This is a genomic window from Arthrobacter sp. MP_M4 (genome assembly GCF_035984855.1).
GTDB lineage: Bacteria > Actinomycetota > Actinomycetes > Actinomycetales > Micrococcaceae > Arthrobacter.
The window spans coordinates 66,851-84,207 of sequence record NZ_JAXCHX010000006.1 but is presented as its reverse complement, the minus strand read 5'-3'; the positions used below and the strand labels follow the sequence as shown (position 1 = coordinate 84,207).

13 protein-coding genes are annotated in these 17,357 nt (G+C 67.1%); 8 read left to right on the top strand and 5 right to left on the bottom strand.

What is annotated here, in order from left to right; translation table 11 throughout:
• Positions 1-117: 117 nt before the first annotated feature.
• Positions 118-1,239: a phosphate ABC transporter substrate-binding protein PstS gene (gene pstS / locus RCH15_RS07480; protein WP_326959583.1), complete on the bottom strand. Its 1,122-nt coding sequence runs from the start codon at positions 1,237-1,239 to the stop codon at positions 118-120.
• A gap of 253 nt (positions 1,240-1,492) precedes the next feature.
• Between pstS and RCH15_RS07475 the strand changes: the two genes are divergently transcribed.
• The 6 genes from RCH15_RS07475 to RCH15_RS07450 all read left to right on the top strand — a co-directional run bounded on the left by RCH15_RS07475 (position 1,493) and on the right by RCH15_RS07450 (position 8,791).
• Positions 1,493-2,620 (top strand): FUSC family protein, encoded by a 1,128-nt coding sequence (locus tag RCH15_RS07475; protein ID WP_326959581.1) that lies wholly within the window; start codon positions 1,493-1,495, stop codon positions 2,618-2,620.
• 51 nt (positions 2,621-2,671) lie between these two features.
• Positions 2,672-4,045, top strand: a complete 1,374-nt coding sequence (gene radA / locus RCH15_RS07470) for a DNA repair protein RadA (RefSeq protein ID WP_326959579.1) — start codon at positions 2,672-2,674, stop codon at positions 4,043-4,045.
• 106 nt (positions 4,046-4,151) lie between these two features.
• Positions 4,152-4,451 carry an SHOCT domain-containing protein gene (locus RCH15_RS07465; RefSeq protein ID WP_326959578.1) on the top strand — a complete coding sequence of 100 codons (300 nt, stop codon included), beginning with the start codon at positions 4,152-4,154 and terminating at the stop codon, positions 4,449-4,451.
• Positions 4,451-5,932, top strand: a complete 1,482-nt coding sequence (locus tag RCH15_RS07460; protein ID WP_326959576.1) for a multicopper oxidase family protein — start codon at positions 4,451-4,453, stop codon at positions 5,930-5,932. The genes RCH15_RS07465 and RCH15_RS07460 overlap by 1 nt, the downstream gene beginning before the upstream one ends.
• Before the next feature lie 85 nt (positions 5,933-6,017).
• Positions 6,018-8,141, top strand: a complete 2,124-nt coding sequence (locus tag RCH15_RS07455; RefSeq protein WP_326959574.1) for a copper-translocating P-type ATPase — start codon at positions 6,018-6,020, stop codon at positions 8,139-8,141.
• A gap of 14 nt (positions 8,142-8,155) precedes the next feature.
• Positions 8,156-8,791 carry a class I SAM-dependent methyltransferase gene (locus RCH15_RS07450; protein ID WP_326959572.1) on the top strand — a complete coding sequence of 212 codons (636 nt, stop codon included), beginning with the start codon at positions 8,156-8,158 and terminating at the stop codon, positions 8,789-8,791.
• Between the two features lie 188 nt (positions 8,792-8,979).
• On the opposite strand, the gene RCH15_RS07445 is transcribed toward RCH15_RS07450, so the two are convergent.
• On the bottom strand, positions 8,980-10,176 hold the full coding sequence (locus RCH15_RS07445) for a fatty acid desaturase family protein (RefSeq protein ID WP_326959570.1): 1,197 nt from the start codon (positions 10,174-10,176) through the stop codon (positions 8,980-8,982).
• A 13-nt stretch (positions 10,177-10,189) separates the two neighbouring features.
• Positions 10,190-11,263 carry a ferredoxin reductase gene (locus RCH15_RS07440; protein WP_326959569.1) on the bottom strand — a complete coding sequence of 358 codons (1,074 nt, stop codon included), beginning with the start codon at positions 11,261-11,263 and terminating at the stop codon, positions 10,190-10,192.
• 100 nt (positions 11,264-11,363) lie between these two features.
• On the opposite strand from RCH15_RS07440, the gene RCH15_RS07435 reads away from it, so the two are divergent.
• Positions 11,364-12,566 (top strand): PucR family transcriptional regulator, encoded by a 1,203-nt coding sequence (locus tag RCH15_RS07435; RefSeq protein WP_326959567.1) that lies wholly within the window; start codon positions 11,364-11,366, stop codon positions 12,564-12,566.
• Between the two features lie 182 nt (positions 12,567-12,748).
• On the opposite strand, the gene RCH15_RS07430 is transcribed toward RCH15_RS07435, so the two are convergent.
• Together RCH15_RS07430 and RCH15_RS07425 are read right to left on the bottom strand one after the other, a co-directional pair.
• Positions 12,749-14,131 carry a GAF domain-containing serine/threonine-protein kinase gene (locus tag RCH15_RS07430; protein ID WP_326959565.1) on the bottom strand — a complete coding sequence of 461 codons (1,383 nt, stop codon included), beginning with the start codon at positions 14,129-14,131 and terminating at the stop codon, positions 12,749-12,751.
• A gap of 179 nt (positions 14,132-14,310) precedes the next feature.
• A complete protein-coding gene (locus RCH15_RS07425) occupies positions 14,311-15,924 on the bottom strand; it encodes a peptide chain release factor 3 (protein ID WP_326959563.1) in 1,614 nt (537 codons plus the stop codon).
• Between the two features lie 319 nt (positions 15,925-16,243).
• On the opposite strand from RCH15_RS07425, the gene disA reads away from it, so the two are divergent.
• Entirely contained in the window at positions 16,244-17,320 is a 1,077-nt protein-coding gene (gene disA, locus RCH15_RS07420) for a DNA integrity scanning diadenylate cyclase DisA (protein WP_326959561.1), read from the top strand.
• The last annotated feature ends 37 nt before the right edge of the window (positions 17,321-17,357 follow it).

Sequence of the window (17,357 nt, the reverse complement as noted above, 5' to 3'; positions counted from 1 at the left end):
GTACTTCGGACAAACACGCTGGTTCCCTGCCCCGTCAGGGCCGTCGGTGACAGCCGTAACGGAACAGGGAACCAGGGTCAGGCTGGTGTTGCCACCGTGCCCGCCAGCGTCAGGAACCTAGGACTTGACCTTGATGCTCTCAATGGACTTGAGGGCCTTGTCCTGCAGCGTCTTGGACAGCGGGGCGGACTTGGCAGCGTCGGCGGCTGCCGTCTGCCCGGCGTCGGAGACGACGTAGCTCTCGAACGCCTTCACCAGGTCCGCGGTCTTCTGGTCCGCGTAGGTGCTGCAGACAACGTGGAAGGAAACCAGGACCACGGGGTACGCGCCCTCAATCGTGGTGGTGCGGTCCAGCTTGATCGAGAGGTCGTTGGCGGTGCGGCCCTCGACCGGCTTGCCGGCGTCGACGGCCTTGGCGGCAGCTTCGGCGGAAATCTTGGTGAAGGATTCGCCCACCTTGATCTGTGCCACGCCCAGCTTGCCGCTCACAGCGGAGTCATCGGCGTAGGTCACGGCGCCCGGGGTGTCGGTGACAGTCTTGACCACACCGGAGGTGCCCTTGGCGTTCTCGCCCTGGAGGGCCGCGGGCCAGATGCCGGCGGCCTTGTCGGTCCAGGCCTCGGGGGCAGCGGCGGCCAGGTAGTCGGTGAAGTTCTGGGTGGTGCCGGAGTCATCGGAGCGGTTCACCGGGGTGACCGCGAGGTCCGGAAGCTTCGCGTCAGGGTTCATCGCGGCGATGGCGGGGTCGTTCCAGTTGGTGATTCCGCCGCGGAAGATCTTGGCGACGGTGGCGGCGTCGAGCTTCAGTTCCTTGATGTCGGGCAGGTTGAAGGCCACGGCGATCGGGGAAATGTAGACCGGGATGTTGAGGGCGCCGTCGGGGCCGCACGTGGTCTTGGAGCTTGCGAACTCCTCATCTTTGAGGAAGGCATCGGAGCCGGCGAACTGGGCGGAGCCGTCCAGGATGGCCTTGCGGCCCGCACCGGAACCGTCCGGGGAGTACTGGACATTGGCGCCCTGGTTCGCGGAGGCGAAGTTGGTCTTCCACACGTCCATGGCAGCGCCCTGGGCGGAGGAACCGATGCCCGTCAGGGTGCCGGTAACCTGCGGGCCCGAGGCGGACGGCGCGGCGGGCTGGGCCGTGTTGGTTGCGTTGTCCGAACCGCAGGCGGTCAGCGCGAGAGCGCCAGCTGCGATGACAGCGATAGCCGCGTTGCGGCCGAAGCGAAGTGCCTTCACTGTGATGTGCCCCTTCCAGGGATGTTCAGTACTTGCCGGGCCGGAGAAGCCCGCGCAGAGATGCGTACGGTTTGTACCTTCAATGAACGTATGTGCCCCAGATGACGAGGATGGCGGTCCAAGATGAACAGCGGGTTAACGACGCCGGGACATTGGCTTACATCCGCCGGGCCGCCATTGCGTTAGTGCCGTCACAGCCGTAGGGCCCCGCGCCGGCGGGCTGCCGGCCCGGCGGCCCAATAGACTGGAGCGCATGGCCACTGCTCCTGGACTGTCCGCAAGCGCCCGGTTCCTGCGCGGCCGGATCCGCACCGGCCTTGTCCGCAGCCGGAACTCGCTGATGCCGGCCATCCAGATGACCGCCTGTGCCGTCGGCGCCTACGCCTTCGCCGAGTACGTGCTTGGCCACAGCGGCCCGCTGTTCGCCGCGACGTCCTCCCTGATCTCCCTGGGCTTTTCCCGGGACCCCCGGCTGCGCCGGGTGATCGAAGTAGGATTGGGCTGCACCATCGGCATCGTGGTGGGTGATTTGTTGTTGCACTGGCTGGGCGCCGGGATCTGGCAGGCCGCCGTCGTCCTCCTGTTCTCGATCCTGCTGGCGAGGTTCCTGGACAGCGGCACCATCTTCACCACCCAGCTGGGGCTGCAGTCACTGCTGGTGGTGCTGTTGCCGGCGCCCGCGGGAGGACCGTTCACCCGGAGCATCGACGCCGTCGTCGGCGGCGTGTTCGCCCTGCTGGTGACGGTCCTGATCCCGAAGGACCCCCGCCGGGAACCCCGCAAGGACGTGAAGAAACTCCTGCACGAAGTGGCCGAGGTGCTGCGTGAATGCGCGTCCGCCCTGCGCGACAGCGACTCCACCCAGGCCTGGCACGCGCTCATCCGCGGACGGAACTGCCAGCCCCTGGTTGACGCCATGCGCCAGTCCCTGCGGGCCTCCGGCGAAGTGGCCACCCTGGCGCCGGCCTACCGCCGGCACCGGGACGAACTGGACCAGATGGAACAGGCCCTCGATTTCATCGACCTGGCGCTGCGCAACAGCCGCGTTTTTGCCCGCCGCCTGACCAGCGCCATCAATCACGCGGCTCTCTCGGATGAGGCCACGCAGAACATCGCCGATGTCCTGCAGGACACCGCCGACGCGGTCGACGAACTCTCGCTGGGCCTGGCGGAAGTGCACGACGGCGCCCGCCGGGCCCACCTGCGCAAGGCCCGGGCGGGACTGCGCGAAATCGCCGGCCGCCTGCACCCGCGGCTGCTGGACGTGCAGCGGCTGGAAGGCGAAACGGTGGTGATGCTGTTCCGTCCGTTGATGGTGGACCTGCTCGAAGCGGCCGGGGTCGACTCCCGCGAAGCCCGGGACATCCTTCCGGAACTGTAGAGGCGGCCGCGCGGGAGAGTGCTTGTCGCAGGTCGCCGATAAGGTGGAGCAATGGCTACCAAGACTTCCCGGGCCACCAAAGCACCGGGCTACAAATGCGCCGAATGCGGCTGGACCACGGCAAAATGGGTGGGTCGTTGCGGCGAGTGCCAGGCCTGGGGCAGCGTGGAGGAAACCGGCAACGCTGTAGCGCGCACGACGGCGGCCACTACCGTTCTGGAGCCGGCCCGCCGGATCGCGGAGGTGGACGCCACCACCGCGGCTTTCCTGCCCACCGGAGTGGACGAACTTGACCGGGTGCTCGGCGGCGGACTCGTCCCCGGCGCCGTGATCCTGCTGGCGGGTGAGCCCGGCGTCGGGAAGTCAACCCTGTTGCTGGACGTAGCGGCCAAGTTTGCGCGCACCGCGCAAGACGTCCTCTACATCACGGGCGAGGAATCAGCAGCGCAGGTCAAACTCCGCGCAGACCGGATCGACGCCGTCGCCGAGTCGCTCTACCTCTCGGCCGAAACGGACCTTGGGCAGGCGCTGGGCCAGGTGGAAAAACTCGAGCCCCGGCTGCTGATCGTAGATTCCGTACAGACGCTGAGCAGCGCGGACGTCGAAGGCAGCGCCGGCGGCGTCTCGCAGGTCCGGGAGGTCGCCGCCTCCCTGATCGCCGCCGCCAAGCGCCGCAACATGACCACCCTGCTGGTGGGACATGTGACCAAGGACGGCTCCATCGCCGGGCCGCGTTTGCTGGAGCATCTCGTGGATGTGGTGTGCCAGTTCGAAGGCGAGCGCCACTCAAGGCTGCGGCTGCTGCGCGCGGTCAAGAACCGGTACGGCCCCACGGATGACGTCGGCTGCTTCGATTTGAATGAAGACGGAATTGTGGGCCTGGCCGATCCGAGCGGGCTGTTTGTTTCGCGGACTAAGGAGCCGGTGTCCGGAACCTGCATCACGGTGACCCTGGAGGGACGCCGGCCACTGCTTGCGGAGGTGCAGTCCCTCTTGGCCGAAAGTTCCAGCGGCCAGCCGCGCCGGGCTACGAGCGGGCTGGACAGTTCCCGGGTGGCCATGCTGCTGGCCGTGCTCCAGCAGCGGGCCGGATGCCTGCTCAGCAAGGACGATTCCTACGTCGCTACCGTGGGCGGCGTGAAGCTGAGCGAACCCGCCACGGATCTCGCCGTCGCGCTGGCTGTGGCCTCGGCGAAAGCGAGGAAGCCCCTGCCGGAGCGCCTCATTGCGTTCGGCGAGGTGGGTCTCGCGGGCGAGGTCCGTCCCGTGCCTGGAATCAACCAGCGGATCCAGGAAGCCCACCGCCTGGGCTTCACCCATGCCGTGGTTCCGGCGAGCCCGAACGGTGCGGGACCGGTGCCTGCCGGCTTTTCGGTGCGGGAAGTCGGGCACCTGACTGAAGCCCTGAGCCTGCTGATCAGCTAAGATCCGCCGGCCGCCGGAAACGCGACTTAGGACCCTACCCCCCGCCCGGTGTCCGGCGGACGATGGATTGGAGGGACGGTAGGGCTGCTCGCGAAGGGATCTGGCCATGATGGGGTATTACGGCAACGGTATCGGCTGGATGTGGCTCTGGGGTGTGTTGTTGTTGGTCGGAATCGCCGCGCTGGTGCTCCTCACGGTCCGCCTCATCGCCGGCCGGGGAGGACCCGGGCAGCCCGGACACTACGGGACCACGCAGTACGGCCCGCCGGGGAATTCCCCGGCCGGGCCCGGGTACCAGGGCGGAAAGAGCCAGGCCCGGCTGATCCTGGAGGAACGCTTCGCCAGGGGCGAAGTGACCGCGGAACAGTACCGGGAGGGCCTGAAAGTGCTGGGCGAGGAACCCTAGTGCAGCCGATCAGCCGCCGTGGCGCCCTGCTCCTGGGCGGTGCGGGCACGGCAGCGGCGGTGGCAGGCGGCGCAGGGCTGTGGTGGTCCCTGGCCTCCACCCCGCAACCACCCGGTGGAGCGGGCGGCCCGAAAAGCTCCGGTCTGCGCAGTCCCCCCGAGCTCCGCAGCTCCGGCGGCAAGCTGCAACTGACGCTTGAGGCCGGCCGAGGAGAGCTGGAACTCGGCGGCCGCCCGGCCACGGCCCTCTGCTACAACGGCACGTCCCCGGGTCCCACGCTCCGCCTTCGGCCGGGCGACGAGCTCGGCATCAGGCTGGTGAACAACCTCGATGAACCCACCAACCTGCACGTGCACGGCCTGCATGTATCTCCGCAAGCCAACGGCGACAATGTTTTTGTCGTTGTCAGGCCCGGGGAGTCTTTCGACTACAGCCACCGGCTGCCGCCGGATCACCCGCCAGGCGTCTATTGGTATCACCCGCATCACCACGGCATGGTTGCCGGGCAAATCTTCGCGGGGCTTTTTGGGGCGATCATTGTTGAGGATCCGGAGCCCATCCCGGTGAGTGCGGACCGGGTGCTGCTGGTTTCTGACACCACCCTGGACAGTGCGGGCACCGTTGCCGCCGTGTCGTCGATGGAGCGCATGGCGGGCCGGGAAGGCGAGCTGCTGCTGCTCAACGGCCAGCCCGGTCCCGTCCTGACGGCCCGCCCGGGGGAACGGGAACGGTGGCGGATCATCAACGCCTGCACGGCCCGTTTCCTCCGGCTCCGGCTCGATGGCCAGGTGCTGGCTCGGCTCGGGATGGATTCGGGACGGTCCCCCTCCCCCGAGACCGTGGAGGAGATCGTTATGGCGCCGGGCAACCGGGCGGACCTTCTGGTAACCGCCGCCGCCGGCGACTCCGTCCTGCTGGCCATCCCGCAGGACCGCGGCGCCATGCCGGGCATGACGGGCCGGCGACCCTCCGCCGGGGCCGGGCCGGTGGCCCTGGCGACGTTGCGGGTCAGCGGCGATGCCGCGGCCGCCCCCGGCGCGCTTCCGGCCTTTCCTGCCGCGGAGGACCTCCGCACCGCAACCGTGGCCGCGCGCCGGCAGTTGGTCCTGGCAATGGGCGCGGGACCGGGCGGCATGGGCGGGGGCATGGGCGGCATGATGCAGTTCAGCATCAATGGCCGGGCTTACAGCGAAGGCCGCACGGACACAATCGTTGCAGCCGGAAGCGTGGAGGAATGGACGCTGGTTAACGACAGCCCCATGGACCACCCCTTCCACCTGCATGTGTGGCCGATGCAGCTCATCGATGACAATGGCCAGCCGGTCGACTCCGTCGTCATGCGGGATGTGGTGATATTGCGGGCAAACAGCCGCGCCACGGTCAGGGTCGCGTTCCGCGATTTTACCGGCCGCTCGGTCTATCACTGCCACATCCTGGACCATGAGGACCTGGGAATGATGGGTGTAATCGAGGTCCGCTAACCGCAAGGAAAACCTTGCCAAGGATACCCCCCAGGGGTATGGTGGGCTGCATCCCAATGTTGACGATTTCCCAGGAGCGCGCATCATGGAACACCGGCACGGAAACTCATCAGGCGGCGACCAGCAGCTGCACCCCCCCACTGACGCTGGTGCGAGCGGGCGCCCGGGCGTGGACGGGGCAGCCCCGCAGCAGCAGGACGACGAGCATCTGGTGCACAGCCACGGCCAGCACGCCGGGCACAGCGTGGCGATGTTCAAGAACAGGTTCTGGCTGACCCTGGCCCTGGCCGTGCCGGTGGTCTACTTCAGCCCCATGTTCGGGGACCTGATTGGCTACGAACCTCCAACGTTCCCCGGCTCCGCCTGGATTTCTCCGGTGCTGGGAACAGTCATCTTCCTCTACGGCGGCCAGCCGTTCCTCAAGGGCGGCCTCAATGAACTGGGAACCCGCAAACCGGGAATGATGCTGCTGATCGCGATGGCCATCACCGTCGCCTTCACCGCTTCCTGGGTCACCACTTTGGGGATCGGCGGCTTCGACCTCGACTTCTGGTGGGAACTGGCCCTGCTGGTGGCCATCATGCTGCTGGGACACTGGATCGAAATGCGCGCCCTTGGCTCCGCGCAGGGTGCACTCGACGCCCTCGCGGCGCTGCTGCCGGATGAGGCAGAACGCGTCACAGCCTCCGGAACCGAGACCATCAGCGTGTCCGAACTCAGCAGCGGCGACACCATCCTGGTCCGTTCCGGCGCCCGGATGCCAGCCGACGGCACGGTGGTTGATGGACAGGCGGAGTTCGACGAATCAATGATCACGGGCGAGTCCAAGACCGTCCTGCGCTCCCCGGGGGATCCTGTGGTGGCAGGAACAATTGCCACGGATAACAGCCTCCGGGTACGGGTAACAGCCATCGGCGAGGACACCGCCCTCGCCGGGATCCAGCGGCTGGTCGCCGAGGCGCAGGCATCCTCCTCCCGGGCACAGGCCCTCGCCGACCGAGCGGCCGCCTTCCTGTTCTACTTCGCCGCCGGGTCCGGCGTCATCACCTTCATCGCGTGGACCCTGCTGGGCAGCGTGCCCGACGCCGTCGAACGCACCGTGACAGTGCTGGTGATTGCCTGCCCGCACGCCCTGGGCCTGGCCATTCCCCTCGTCATCGCGATCTCCACCGAACGGGCAGCCCAAGCCGGCGTGCTGATCAAGAACAGGATGGCGCTGGAACGGATGCGGACGGTCGACGTCGTGCTGTTCGACAAGACCGGGACCCTGACCAAGGGTTCGCCGGAACTGAAGGACGTAGCCGCCATCGACGGCACCGGCCGGGACGAACTCCTCGCCCTCGCCGCCGCGGTGGAGTCGGACAGCGAACATCCCCTCGCCCGTGCGATCGTTGCGGCCGGTGCCGGACGCGGACTTTCCATCCCGCAAGCAGGCCAGTTCACTTCCCTGACGGGCCGCGGTGTCCGCGCCACGGTCGACGGCAGAACGGTCCGGGTGGGCGGTCCTGCCCTGCTCCGGGAACTGGGCTCCCGGGAACCCGCCGGACTTGCCGCCGTCACCGCCGGTTGGCGGGACCGGGGTGCTGCGGTGCTCCACGTTCTCGACGGCGATGCCGTGGTAGGCGCTTTGAGCCTGGAGGATGCGGTGCGCCCGGAATCGCGCCAGGCTGTCGTGGCACTGCAGCACCGCGGGATCAAAGTCGCCATGATCACCGGTGACGCCCGGCAGGTCGCCCAGGCGGTGGCGGCGGAGCTGGGAATTGACGAGGTATTCGCCGAAGTCTTGCCCGCGGACAAGGACAAGAAGGTGGCCGAGCTCCAGGCCCGCGGCCTCAAGGTTGCCATGGTGGGCGACGGCGTCAATGACTCCCCCGCCCTGGCCCGGGCCGAGGTGGGGATCGCCATCGGCGGCGGCACCGACGTTGCGGTGGAATCCGCCGGCGTGGTCCTTGCCGGGAACGACCCCCGGGCGGTGCTGTCCATGGTGGACCTGTCCCGGGCGAGCTACCGGAAGATGTGGCAGAACCTCGTCTGGGCCACGGGCTACAACATCATTGCCGTGCCGCTGGCCGCAGGCGTACTCGCCTTCGCCGGAATTGTTCTCTCCCCCGCCGCCGGCGCCGTACTGATGTCCGCCTCGACGATCGTGGTGGCCTTGAACGCCCAGCTGCTGCGGGGCCTGAAACTCAACCCTGCCGCCGTAAGCTGACCAAAGGGGGCCACATGCCCGAAGAAAACACCCAGTATCCTTCGTTCGGACGGTCCTTCGCCCGCGCGGGGCCCCGGATGGATGCCCGCGGAGCCGCGGACCACCGGCGGCGCCTTCTGGAAGCGGCCTACGGTGCTGTGCTCGAGATCGGGGCAGGCTACGGCGCCACGTTCCCGTTCTACCCCGCTGGTGTATCGAGCGTGCTGGCCCTTGAACCGGACCCCACCCTCCGTGACCTGGCCCGGGCGGCCGCCCGCAGGGCGCCGGTGCCGGTCACTGTGGATGACGGCGTAGCGGAAGCGCTGCCCGCAGGGGATGCCTCCGTCGACGTCGTGGTCTCCAGCCTGGTCCTGTGCAGTGTCGCGGACCAGACCGTCGCCCTGGCCGAGGTGGTTCGGGTCCTGCGCCCGGGCGGCCGGTTGCTGTTTTACGAGCACGTCCGTTCGACGCGCAGGGTACTGGCCGCCGCCGAAGACCTGCTCACCCCGTTATGGAGCCGGCTGGCCGGCGGATGCCACCCGAACAGGGATACCGTCGCAGGAATTGCCGGCGCAGGGCTGACGGTCCAGGGGCTTGAACGATTCGGCTTCTCGGTCCTGCCTGGGAACCCGCGGCTGGCCCACGTTCTTGGGGTGGCGGTCAGGGCCTGACGTCCGGCTCCGGGGAACATTTGGCCGCATCCACTCGACAGGGTCTTCAGCCCAGGGTCTTGGGGGCATGGAAAGGGCGCCTGCCCTGCGGAACTGCTCCCCGGGTGTCGAACTGAATTTTTCAGTCCAACTTCCGGGAAGCAGTTCATGCCGGCAGGCGCCTCTTTATGCTCGCGGGAGCGGTGGTTCTATGCCTTCTTGGGCGGCAGCGCCAGCTTGAAGACCTTGGCCCAGGTGGAGCCGACCTGCTTCAGCAGCGGCCCGGTGGTGTAAGGCAGCCCGTACCGCGCGCAGATTTCCTGCACTTTCGGTGCCACCTCGCCGTAGCGGTTGGACGGCAGGTCCGGGAAGAGGTGGTGCTCGATCTGGTGCGAGAGGTTGCCGCTCATCAGGTGCATGAACTTGGACCCGGAAATGTTGGCCGATCCGATCATCTGCCGGACATACCAGTCGCCGCGGGTCTCACCTTCCACCATCTCTTCCGTGAAGGTGTCGGTACCGTCGGGGAAGTGCCCGCAGAAGATGATCGCGTGCGCCCAGACGTTCCTGATCGCGTTCGCGGACAGGGTGCCATAGAGCGCCTGCTTGCCGGAGCCGGTCAGCATGGCGACGGCCGGCGTGGCGGCGTAGTCCTTGGTGAACTGCTTCAAAGCCTTGAGGCCCAGGGCCTTGAGGTCCCTGGACATGGCCTCTTTGCTCTTCTTGCCTTCTTGGTAGTCAGGCAATTCGAGGTCGTAGAGGGCGATCCCCCATTCGAAGACCGGCGCCAGGATTGCGTTGTACAACGGGTTGCCCAGGTTGAAGGGCTTCCACTCCTGCGACGGATCCATCCGCAGCAGGTTGTACCCGATGTCGTTGTCCTTGCCCACGACGTTGGTCCAGCGGTGGTGCAGGTCGTTGTGGGTGTGCTGCCAGGAGCGCGTCGGGGTGACGAAGTCCCAGTCCCAGGTGGTGGAGTGGATGTCCGGGTCGCGCATCCAGTCCCACTGGCCGTGCAGGATGTTGTGGCCCAGTTCCATGTTTTCCAGGATCTTGGCAAAGCTAAGCATCGCCGTTCCGGCGACCCACGCGGCTTTGTGCTTGCTCACCAGAAGGGTGGCCCGGCCGGTGATCTCAAGCCCGCGCTGGACCTTGATCACCCGGCGGATATACGCCGCGTCGCTGGCACCGCGCTTGGCAAGGATATCGTCCTTGATGGCGTCGAGTTCGCGGCCCAGCTCGGCCACCTGCTCGTCAGAGAGGTGCGCCGCTGCGTCCGGCCGGACCAGCGGGCTGCCGGACTCGGCGAGGGCACCGGGCCGCGTCCTCGCGGCGGCAGTGGCCGTGGCCGCGCCGCCCTTGTCAGCTTCCTCGGAAACGTCAGGCTTGTCGGAAACAATCGTCATGCGGTGGTACTCCTTAGAGGTCGAGGTTTACGGGTCCGGCTGCTGCCGAAACACATGTCTGGATGAGTTGGCCGGGCTCGCCGTGGATTTCATCCGTGCGCAGGTCACGGACCTGGCCGGCCCGGAGGGGGATAAGGCAGCTGTGGCAGATGCCCATGCGGCAACCGCTGGGCATCAGGACGCCGGCGTCCTCGCCGACGTCGAGCAGGGGGGTGTCACCGTCGGCGTCGACTTCACGGTCCGACGCCTCGAAGGTGACCAGACCGCCGTCGTGCCCTGCACCGCCGGCCAGTTTGGTGCTGAACCGTTCAATGGCGAGGGTGGCTTCCGGCCCTGGCTCCGCGGTGGTGGCCTCGGCCTCCCACAGCGCCTCGGCGTCGTCCAGGAAGCCTTCCGGGCCGCAGGCATAGGCGGCCCGCTGGCGCCAGTCCGGGCAAAGCTGCTCCAGGCCGGTGACGGAGCTAAAGTCCAGCCGTCCGCGTTCGCTGGTGAACCAGTGGATCACGCGGAAGTTGGGGAATTGGTCGGCGAGTTCCGCGAGTTCCTCGCGGAAGATGGCGTCCGCAGGAGTTCGGGCCGTGTGGATGAGGACGACGTCCGAATCCGGACGGTGCGGGACGAGCGTACGGATCATCGACATGACCGGCGTGATTCCGCTCCCGGCGGTCAGCATCAGCAGCGGCCGTGGATGCTCCGGAAGGACGAAATCGCCCTGCGGCGGTGCCAGGAAGAGGACGTCACCGGGCTTGGTGTGGCGCACCAGAGTGCCGGAGACGGCACCCATGTCGCTGACGGTGATGGCCGGATCCTGGCCGGCGGGGGCGCTGAGCGAATATGACCGCCAGTGGCGGACACCGTCGAGCTCGACGCCGATTCGGGCCCACTGGCCGGCAAGGTGCGCTTGCCAGCCGTGGCCGGGACGGAAGAATATGGTGGCGGAATCGGCCGTTTCTGGAACCACCCGAGTGACCACGCCGCGCAGTTGGCGGGCGGAAAACACAGGATTGAACAGCGACAGAATATCTTCTGGAGCTAGTGGGGTGGTCAGTAGAGATGCGGCGCGCGCCAGCTTACGGAGCCGGATCATCTTCCAATCTTATGTCAGAGCGGGTCATACTTCTTCATCCAAGGCATACGATCGAGGTGGATTAACTAACCCGCCGCAACAACTTATTGGATCTCACCTCATGAATGCTGCTCCGACGGGCTCCGTCGCCTCCCCTACCCACGATCCGCCGTGGCTTGCCCTGCCACGCGAGGTCAGCGACGTGCTTCGGCCCAAGATGCCGGGCATCGTCGAGGCCATCATCGAAGCCGTGCCGCAACTGGTACCGGCTTATGCCAGGCCGATCGAGGGGCGCTTCGGGCGGGGGCTGCGCCGTGGTGTGGCCGCCGCCCTGGACCGCTTCCTGCAGCTTCCCGGAACCCGGCTGCCCGCCCTGTCGGAGGAGAGCAGGCAGCTCGTGGCGGGGCTGGGGAGCGGGGAATTCCGGCAGGGCAGGAGCATGGATGCGTTGCTGAGCGCCTACCGGATGGGGGCCCGGGTGACGTTCCGGGAGATGTCCCGAGTTTCCGTGGAACACCATCTGGGTCAAAGTGTGGTGGTGGACCTGGGTGAATCCATCCTGGCGTACATCGATGAGCTGTCCGCGGTCAGCGCCGAGGCGTTTGCCTTTGAACAATCCGAACGGGCCGGCGCCGTGGACAGGCGGCGTACCGGCTTGCTTGACCTGCTCCTGCTGGGGCAGGCGGACGAGGCGGCCCTGCGGCAAAGGGCCGCGATGGCGGATTGGTCTCTGCCACCGAGGATGGTCGTGGTGACCCTGCCGCTGGACCGGTCTGCCGGGCTGCGGCTCCGGCTGGGCGCGGGAACGCTGGTCATTGAACGCGAGACCGACGCCGTTGCCCTGGTTCCGGCACGGCAGTCCAAGCAGGCCCGGGCGGACCTGAACAAGGTCCTGCGCGGACGCGGCGCCGCAGTGGGGCCGGCCGGCAGCTGGGAGAAAGTTCCCGATTCGCTGCGCCTGGCGGTGCTCGCGGCCTCGGTGCTGCCGCCCCGCGACGGCCCGGACGACCCACCGATCTGGGCGGACGAGCATCTGGCCGAGGTGATTCTGGGGGCGGAACCGTCCGCGATCGCGGAGCTGGCCAACCGCCGGCTGGCGCCCTTGGAAGCGCTGCGTCCCGCGCAACGCGAACGGCTAGAGGAGACGCTGTTGTCCTGGTTGCGGCACTGGGGCCAGCGCGCCCCTGTCGCGGCAGAACTCGGCATCCACCCGCAGACCGTGGGCTACCGGGCGGCGCAGCTGCGCGAACTGTTTGGCGACACACTGGAGGATCCGAAGGCCAGGTTTGAGCTTGAACTGGCGCTCCACGCGCTTCGGCGCTAGTGGGGGGCGGCCGCCCGCAGGGAACACCGGTGAACGGGCAGCGCCGGCGTCAGGGGGCAGCGCAGAGGCGGCGCCGGTCTCGCCACCACTCACCCCACAACCGGGCCTGGCACACAATGAGCGGCTCCCCGGAAAAACCCGAGAGCCGCTCATTGATGCCTATTGACAACCGGATCTACATATCAGCTGGCGACCGATTGCCGGCTCTGCAGCCGCATCTCCAAATCGTTCATCACGATTGCAGCCAGGTCCTCCAGCGTCCGGGTATCGGCGGCGCTGAACTCCCGGGGTTCGCGGTCCAGGATGCAGAAGGTGCCCAGGTTGTAGCCGTCCGGGGTGCGCAACGGAACACCCGCATAGAACTGCAGCCCGAACTCGCCCGCGACCAGCGGGTTGGCGAGGGTGCGGGGATCGGTGGTGGCATCCTTCACGATCCAGGCCTCATCCTGCAGGATGGCTGAGGCGCACAGCCCCGGGTCGCGGCTGATCTGCGTCACCTCGGTGCCGTGGTGGGCCTTGAACCAGATCCGGTCGTGGTCCACGACGCTGACAATCGCCACCGGCACCGAGAACACTCTGGACGCGAGCGCCGCGATCCGGTCGAAGGCGCCGTCTGCCGGAGTGTCGAGGATCCGGTAGCGTTCCACCGCGCGCATCCGTGCCTCCTCGCCCGTTCCGGAGGCTTTCCCCAGCCGGTGGCGTGCGGCGCCGTTGATGACTTCCTGGCGCAGCGCGAGGGACACTTCCCGGGCGGGCGGGCGGTCTGCCGGATTGCGGGCAAGCATGGAGGAAAGCAGCGACGTCCACATCGGGGCCAGCTCTTCGGGGATGTCCGGATCGTGGAGCAGGCGCGCGACGGCGGACTGGATGGGTGCGCCGGGATAGGCCATTTTGCCGGTCAGCCCCTCGAGCAGCACCAGGCCAAGAGAGTACACATCGCTCAGCGGCCCGGCGGGATCGCCAGCGGCCTGCTCCGGACTCAAGTATGCGGGCGTGCCGGAGGTTCCGCCGTCGTCCTCCACCGGGTCCCTGCCCGTGATGATGGCGACGCCAAAGTCGGTCAGCTTGGCCCTGGGGCGCCGGTCGGCATTGCTGTAGTCCACCAGCAGGATGTTGGCAGGCTTGACGTCGCGGTGGACGATGCCGTGATGGTGGATGTAGGACAGCCCGTCCGCGAGGTCATAACCGATCACGGCCATGTGTGCTGCGGAAATCGGCCCCTGGGCGGCGCGGTGACGCAGGTCCGGGCCGCGGACCAGTTCCATGACGAGGTAGGTGAGGCGTGCCCCCGGGTCGCTGAGGTCAGCGCCGGCGTCGAACAGTGTCACGAGCGCGTGGTGGCTCATGCCGGCGAGGATGCGGACCTCCTGCCCTTGCTGGCGGGTGTGTTCCAGATTGTCCGGGTCGTCCCGGAAGAGCTTGACAGCAATCTCGCGTTGCAGGAGTTCGTCGTATGCGCGGTAGACGGTGGACTGGCTTCCCCTGCCAATGAGGGCTTGGATCCGGTAGCGGCCGCTGAGCAGGAATCCTGGTTCCATGCCGGTTTTCTTGTTGTAGTCAGTCAAAGCGGGTTCGTTGTCCCTTAGATGCGGGGCCCGCCGACGGAGTCGCGCGGATCAGTCCAAAAAGCCGAAAGTGTGGGTCGCCCGCAGAATAGCAAGGTTACTTATGATAGCGCGGAATCGGTGTTCCGGAAGACCTGCGACGAACGACTTTCCTGGCCGGACGAGGGCGGAGTTGGCCCTTATTTGGCCGGGTTGTGCGTCCCGATCGGCAACAGGGTGAGGTCCGGGTGGTTCTTTTCGATCCGGCGCAGCGCCCACACGTCATTGAAAAGTGCCAGGTATTCGCCGTCGGAGCGCAGGAGCACCTCCGCGCCCGGCACGTTGGCCAGCACCGGCATGGTCTCCGCAGTCGTGATTCGTGCGATCGAGTACGGCAGGCGCTCCAGCCGCATTGGGGCGCTGAAATCGTGCGCCATCCGGTCCTCGACCACTTCGAACTGCATGGGGCCGACGGCGGCCAGCACCGGAGCCTGGTCACCGCGGACGTCCGAGCGGAGCACCTGGATGACGCCCTCATGTTCCAGCTGCTCGATGCCGCGGCGGAACTGCTTGAACCGGCTGGGGTCCTTGGACCGCGCCACCTGGAAGTGTTCCGGGGCGAACAGCGGAATGGCAGGGAACTCGACCGGCTGGTCGATGAAAAGACTGTCGCCCACCCGGAGGGAGGAGGCGTTCACGAGGCCGACGACGTCCCCGGGGAAGGCTTCGTCAATGACCTCGCGTTCCCGGCCAAAGACCTGCTGGGCGTATTTGGTGGCGAAGGATTTGCCGGTCCGGCCCTGGGTGACCACCATGCCGCGTTCGAACATGCCCGAGCAGACCCGTATGAACGCGACGTGGTCTCGGTGGGCTTTGTTCATGCCTGCCTGGACCTTGAACACGAACCCGGCGAAGGGCGCGTCGACGGGCCGTGCGGCGCCGTCGACGTCAGGACGCGGCGCGGCGGGCGGAGCGAAGTCCACGAGGGCGTCGAGGATCTCTTTGACACCGAAGTTCAGCGCCGCCGAGCTGAAGAGGATGGGGGTGGCCTTTCCGGCGTGGAAGGCATCGACGTCGAAGCCGAGGTTGGATTCGATGACCAGCCCGGCCTCGTCGACGGCGTTGATCCAGTCGTCCCCCTGGCTGGCCGCGGCTTCGTCCGGGGTGAAGTACTCGGTGAGGGCGATGTTGGCGCCGGCGTTGTTGCGCTTGAACTGGGCGAACCGGTCATTGCGCAGGTCCCAGACACCGCGGAAGTCACCGGAGATCCCCACGGCCCAGGTCAGCGGCATGGGCTGCAGGCCGGTGCGCTCGGTGATCTCGTCCATGAGGGCCAGCGCGTCCAGACCGGGCCGGTCCCATTTGTTGATCACGGTGATGATGGGCAGGTTGCGCTGTTTGCAGACCTCGAAGAGCTTCATGGTCTGGGTTTCCAAACCCTTGGCGGCGTCCACGAGCATCACGGCGCAGTCGACGGCAGCCAGTACGCGGTAGGTGTCTTCGGAGAAGTCTGCGTGGCCGGGGGTGTCCAGCAGGTTAATGACGGTGTCGCGATAGGCGAACTGCAGTGCCGCGGAGCTGATCGAGATGCCGCGGTCCTTTTCCATCTGCATCCAGTCCGAGACGGTGTCCTTGCGGTTTGCCTTGCCGCTGGAGGCCCCGGCGGTTCCGATCACCTTGGCGTGCAGGGCCAGTGCCTCGGTCAGGGTGGATTTGCCGGCGTCAGGGTGTGAAATGACCGCAAATGTCCGACGCCGGGCCGCCTGCTTGTGAATCTCCTGGACTCGGGCGGGGCTAAGGACTTCTTGAGACACGGTGCTACTTTCGCTGCGGCGTTGGGAGGGATCGGCGCGGAGAGCCCGCGGTACACCCAAGGCCTCCAGTTTATCGCAGCCCGCCGAACCTGCGCGAAGCGAAGCAAAAGTGGGGCCCGGACTGTGTACCGCCACCGCTATTACGGGACAGGGGTTGGTCAGCCTCCGATGGGCCACTTTGAGGCTTGTCCGTGCGGAAGTCGACCCGCATTGCCTCTATCATGGTGAGAACGGGAAACCGAGTACTTTGATCCTGCCGGCAAACACTGGATGCCGGCGCACTTGCGGGCTAAGGCCTGCACCTTTGAAGGGAAACCCTATGGCCCGGAGCCCTGAAGATTCACTCAAGGCGACGCTCGGCCGGGTGGCACCGGGCACCGCCCTCCGCGACGGACTGGAACGTATCCTCCGCGGAAGGACCGGTGCCCTGATTGTGCTGGGCATCGACCGGACTATCGAATCCATCTGTTCCGGCGGGTTCGAAATCGGCATCGACTTTTCCCCCACCCGGCTGCGGGAACTGGCCAAAATGGACGGGGCGATCATCTGCGACAAGGATGCCAGCAACATCCTGCGCGCGGCCGTCCAATTGGTGCCGGACTCCAGCATCGAGACCCAGGAGTCCGGCACCCGGCACCGGACTGCCGAGCGTGTTGCCATCCAGACCGGCGTTCCGGTCATTTCGGTCAGCCAGTCCATGCAGATCATCGCGCTGTACGTGAACGGGCTGCGGCACGTCCTGGAAGGATCCGAGAAGGTCCTCGCGCGCGCGAACCAGGCCCTGGCTACCTTGGAGCGCTACCGTTCGCGTCTGGACCAGGTCACCAGTTCCCTCTCTGCCCTGGAAATCGAGGCCATGGTGACGGTCCGCGATGTGGCAGTGACGCTGCAGCGCCAGGAGATGGTGCGCCGGATTTCTGAGGAGATTTCCCAGTACGTGCTGGAACTCGGCGAGGACGGCCGGCTGCTCTCACTCCAGCTGGACGAGCTGACCGTGGGCCGCGGCCCCGGGAGCGATGTGATCATCCGTGACTATTCTGGCCCGGACACCTCGGCGGAGGACATCGAGCAGGCTGTGAAGTCGTTGGTGAGCCTGGGCCCCACCGAGCTGATCGACTTGGGCAAGATCGCCGGGATTGTCGGTTTTGCCAGCGGCGAGGCGAACCTCGACGCGGTCGTGCAGCCGCGCGGTTACCGGCTGCTTTCCGGGCTGAAGGCAGTCCCGAAGGCCGTCGCCGACCGCCTGGTGGACCACTTCGGCGGCCTGCAGTTCCTGATGGCTGCCACCATCGATGACCTGATGACGGTGGATGGCATCGGCGACCAGCGCGCCCGGACGGTCCGTGAGGGCCTGAGCCGAATGGCCGAGGCAAGCCTGCTGGACCGCTTCCTTTAGCCCTGGCCCAGTTAGCTGCCCGACGTCCCGTCGGCAG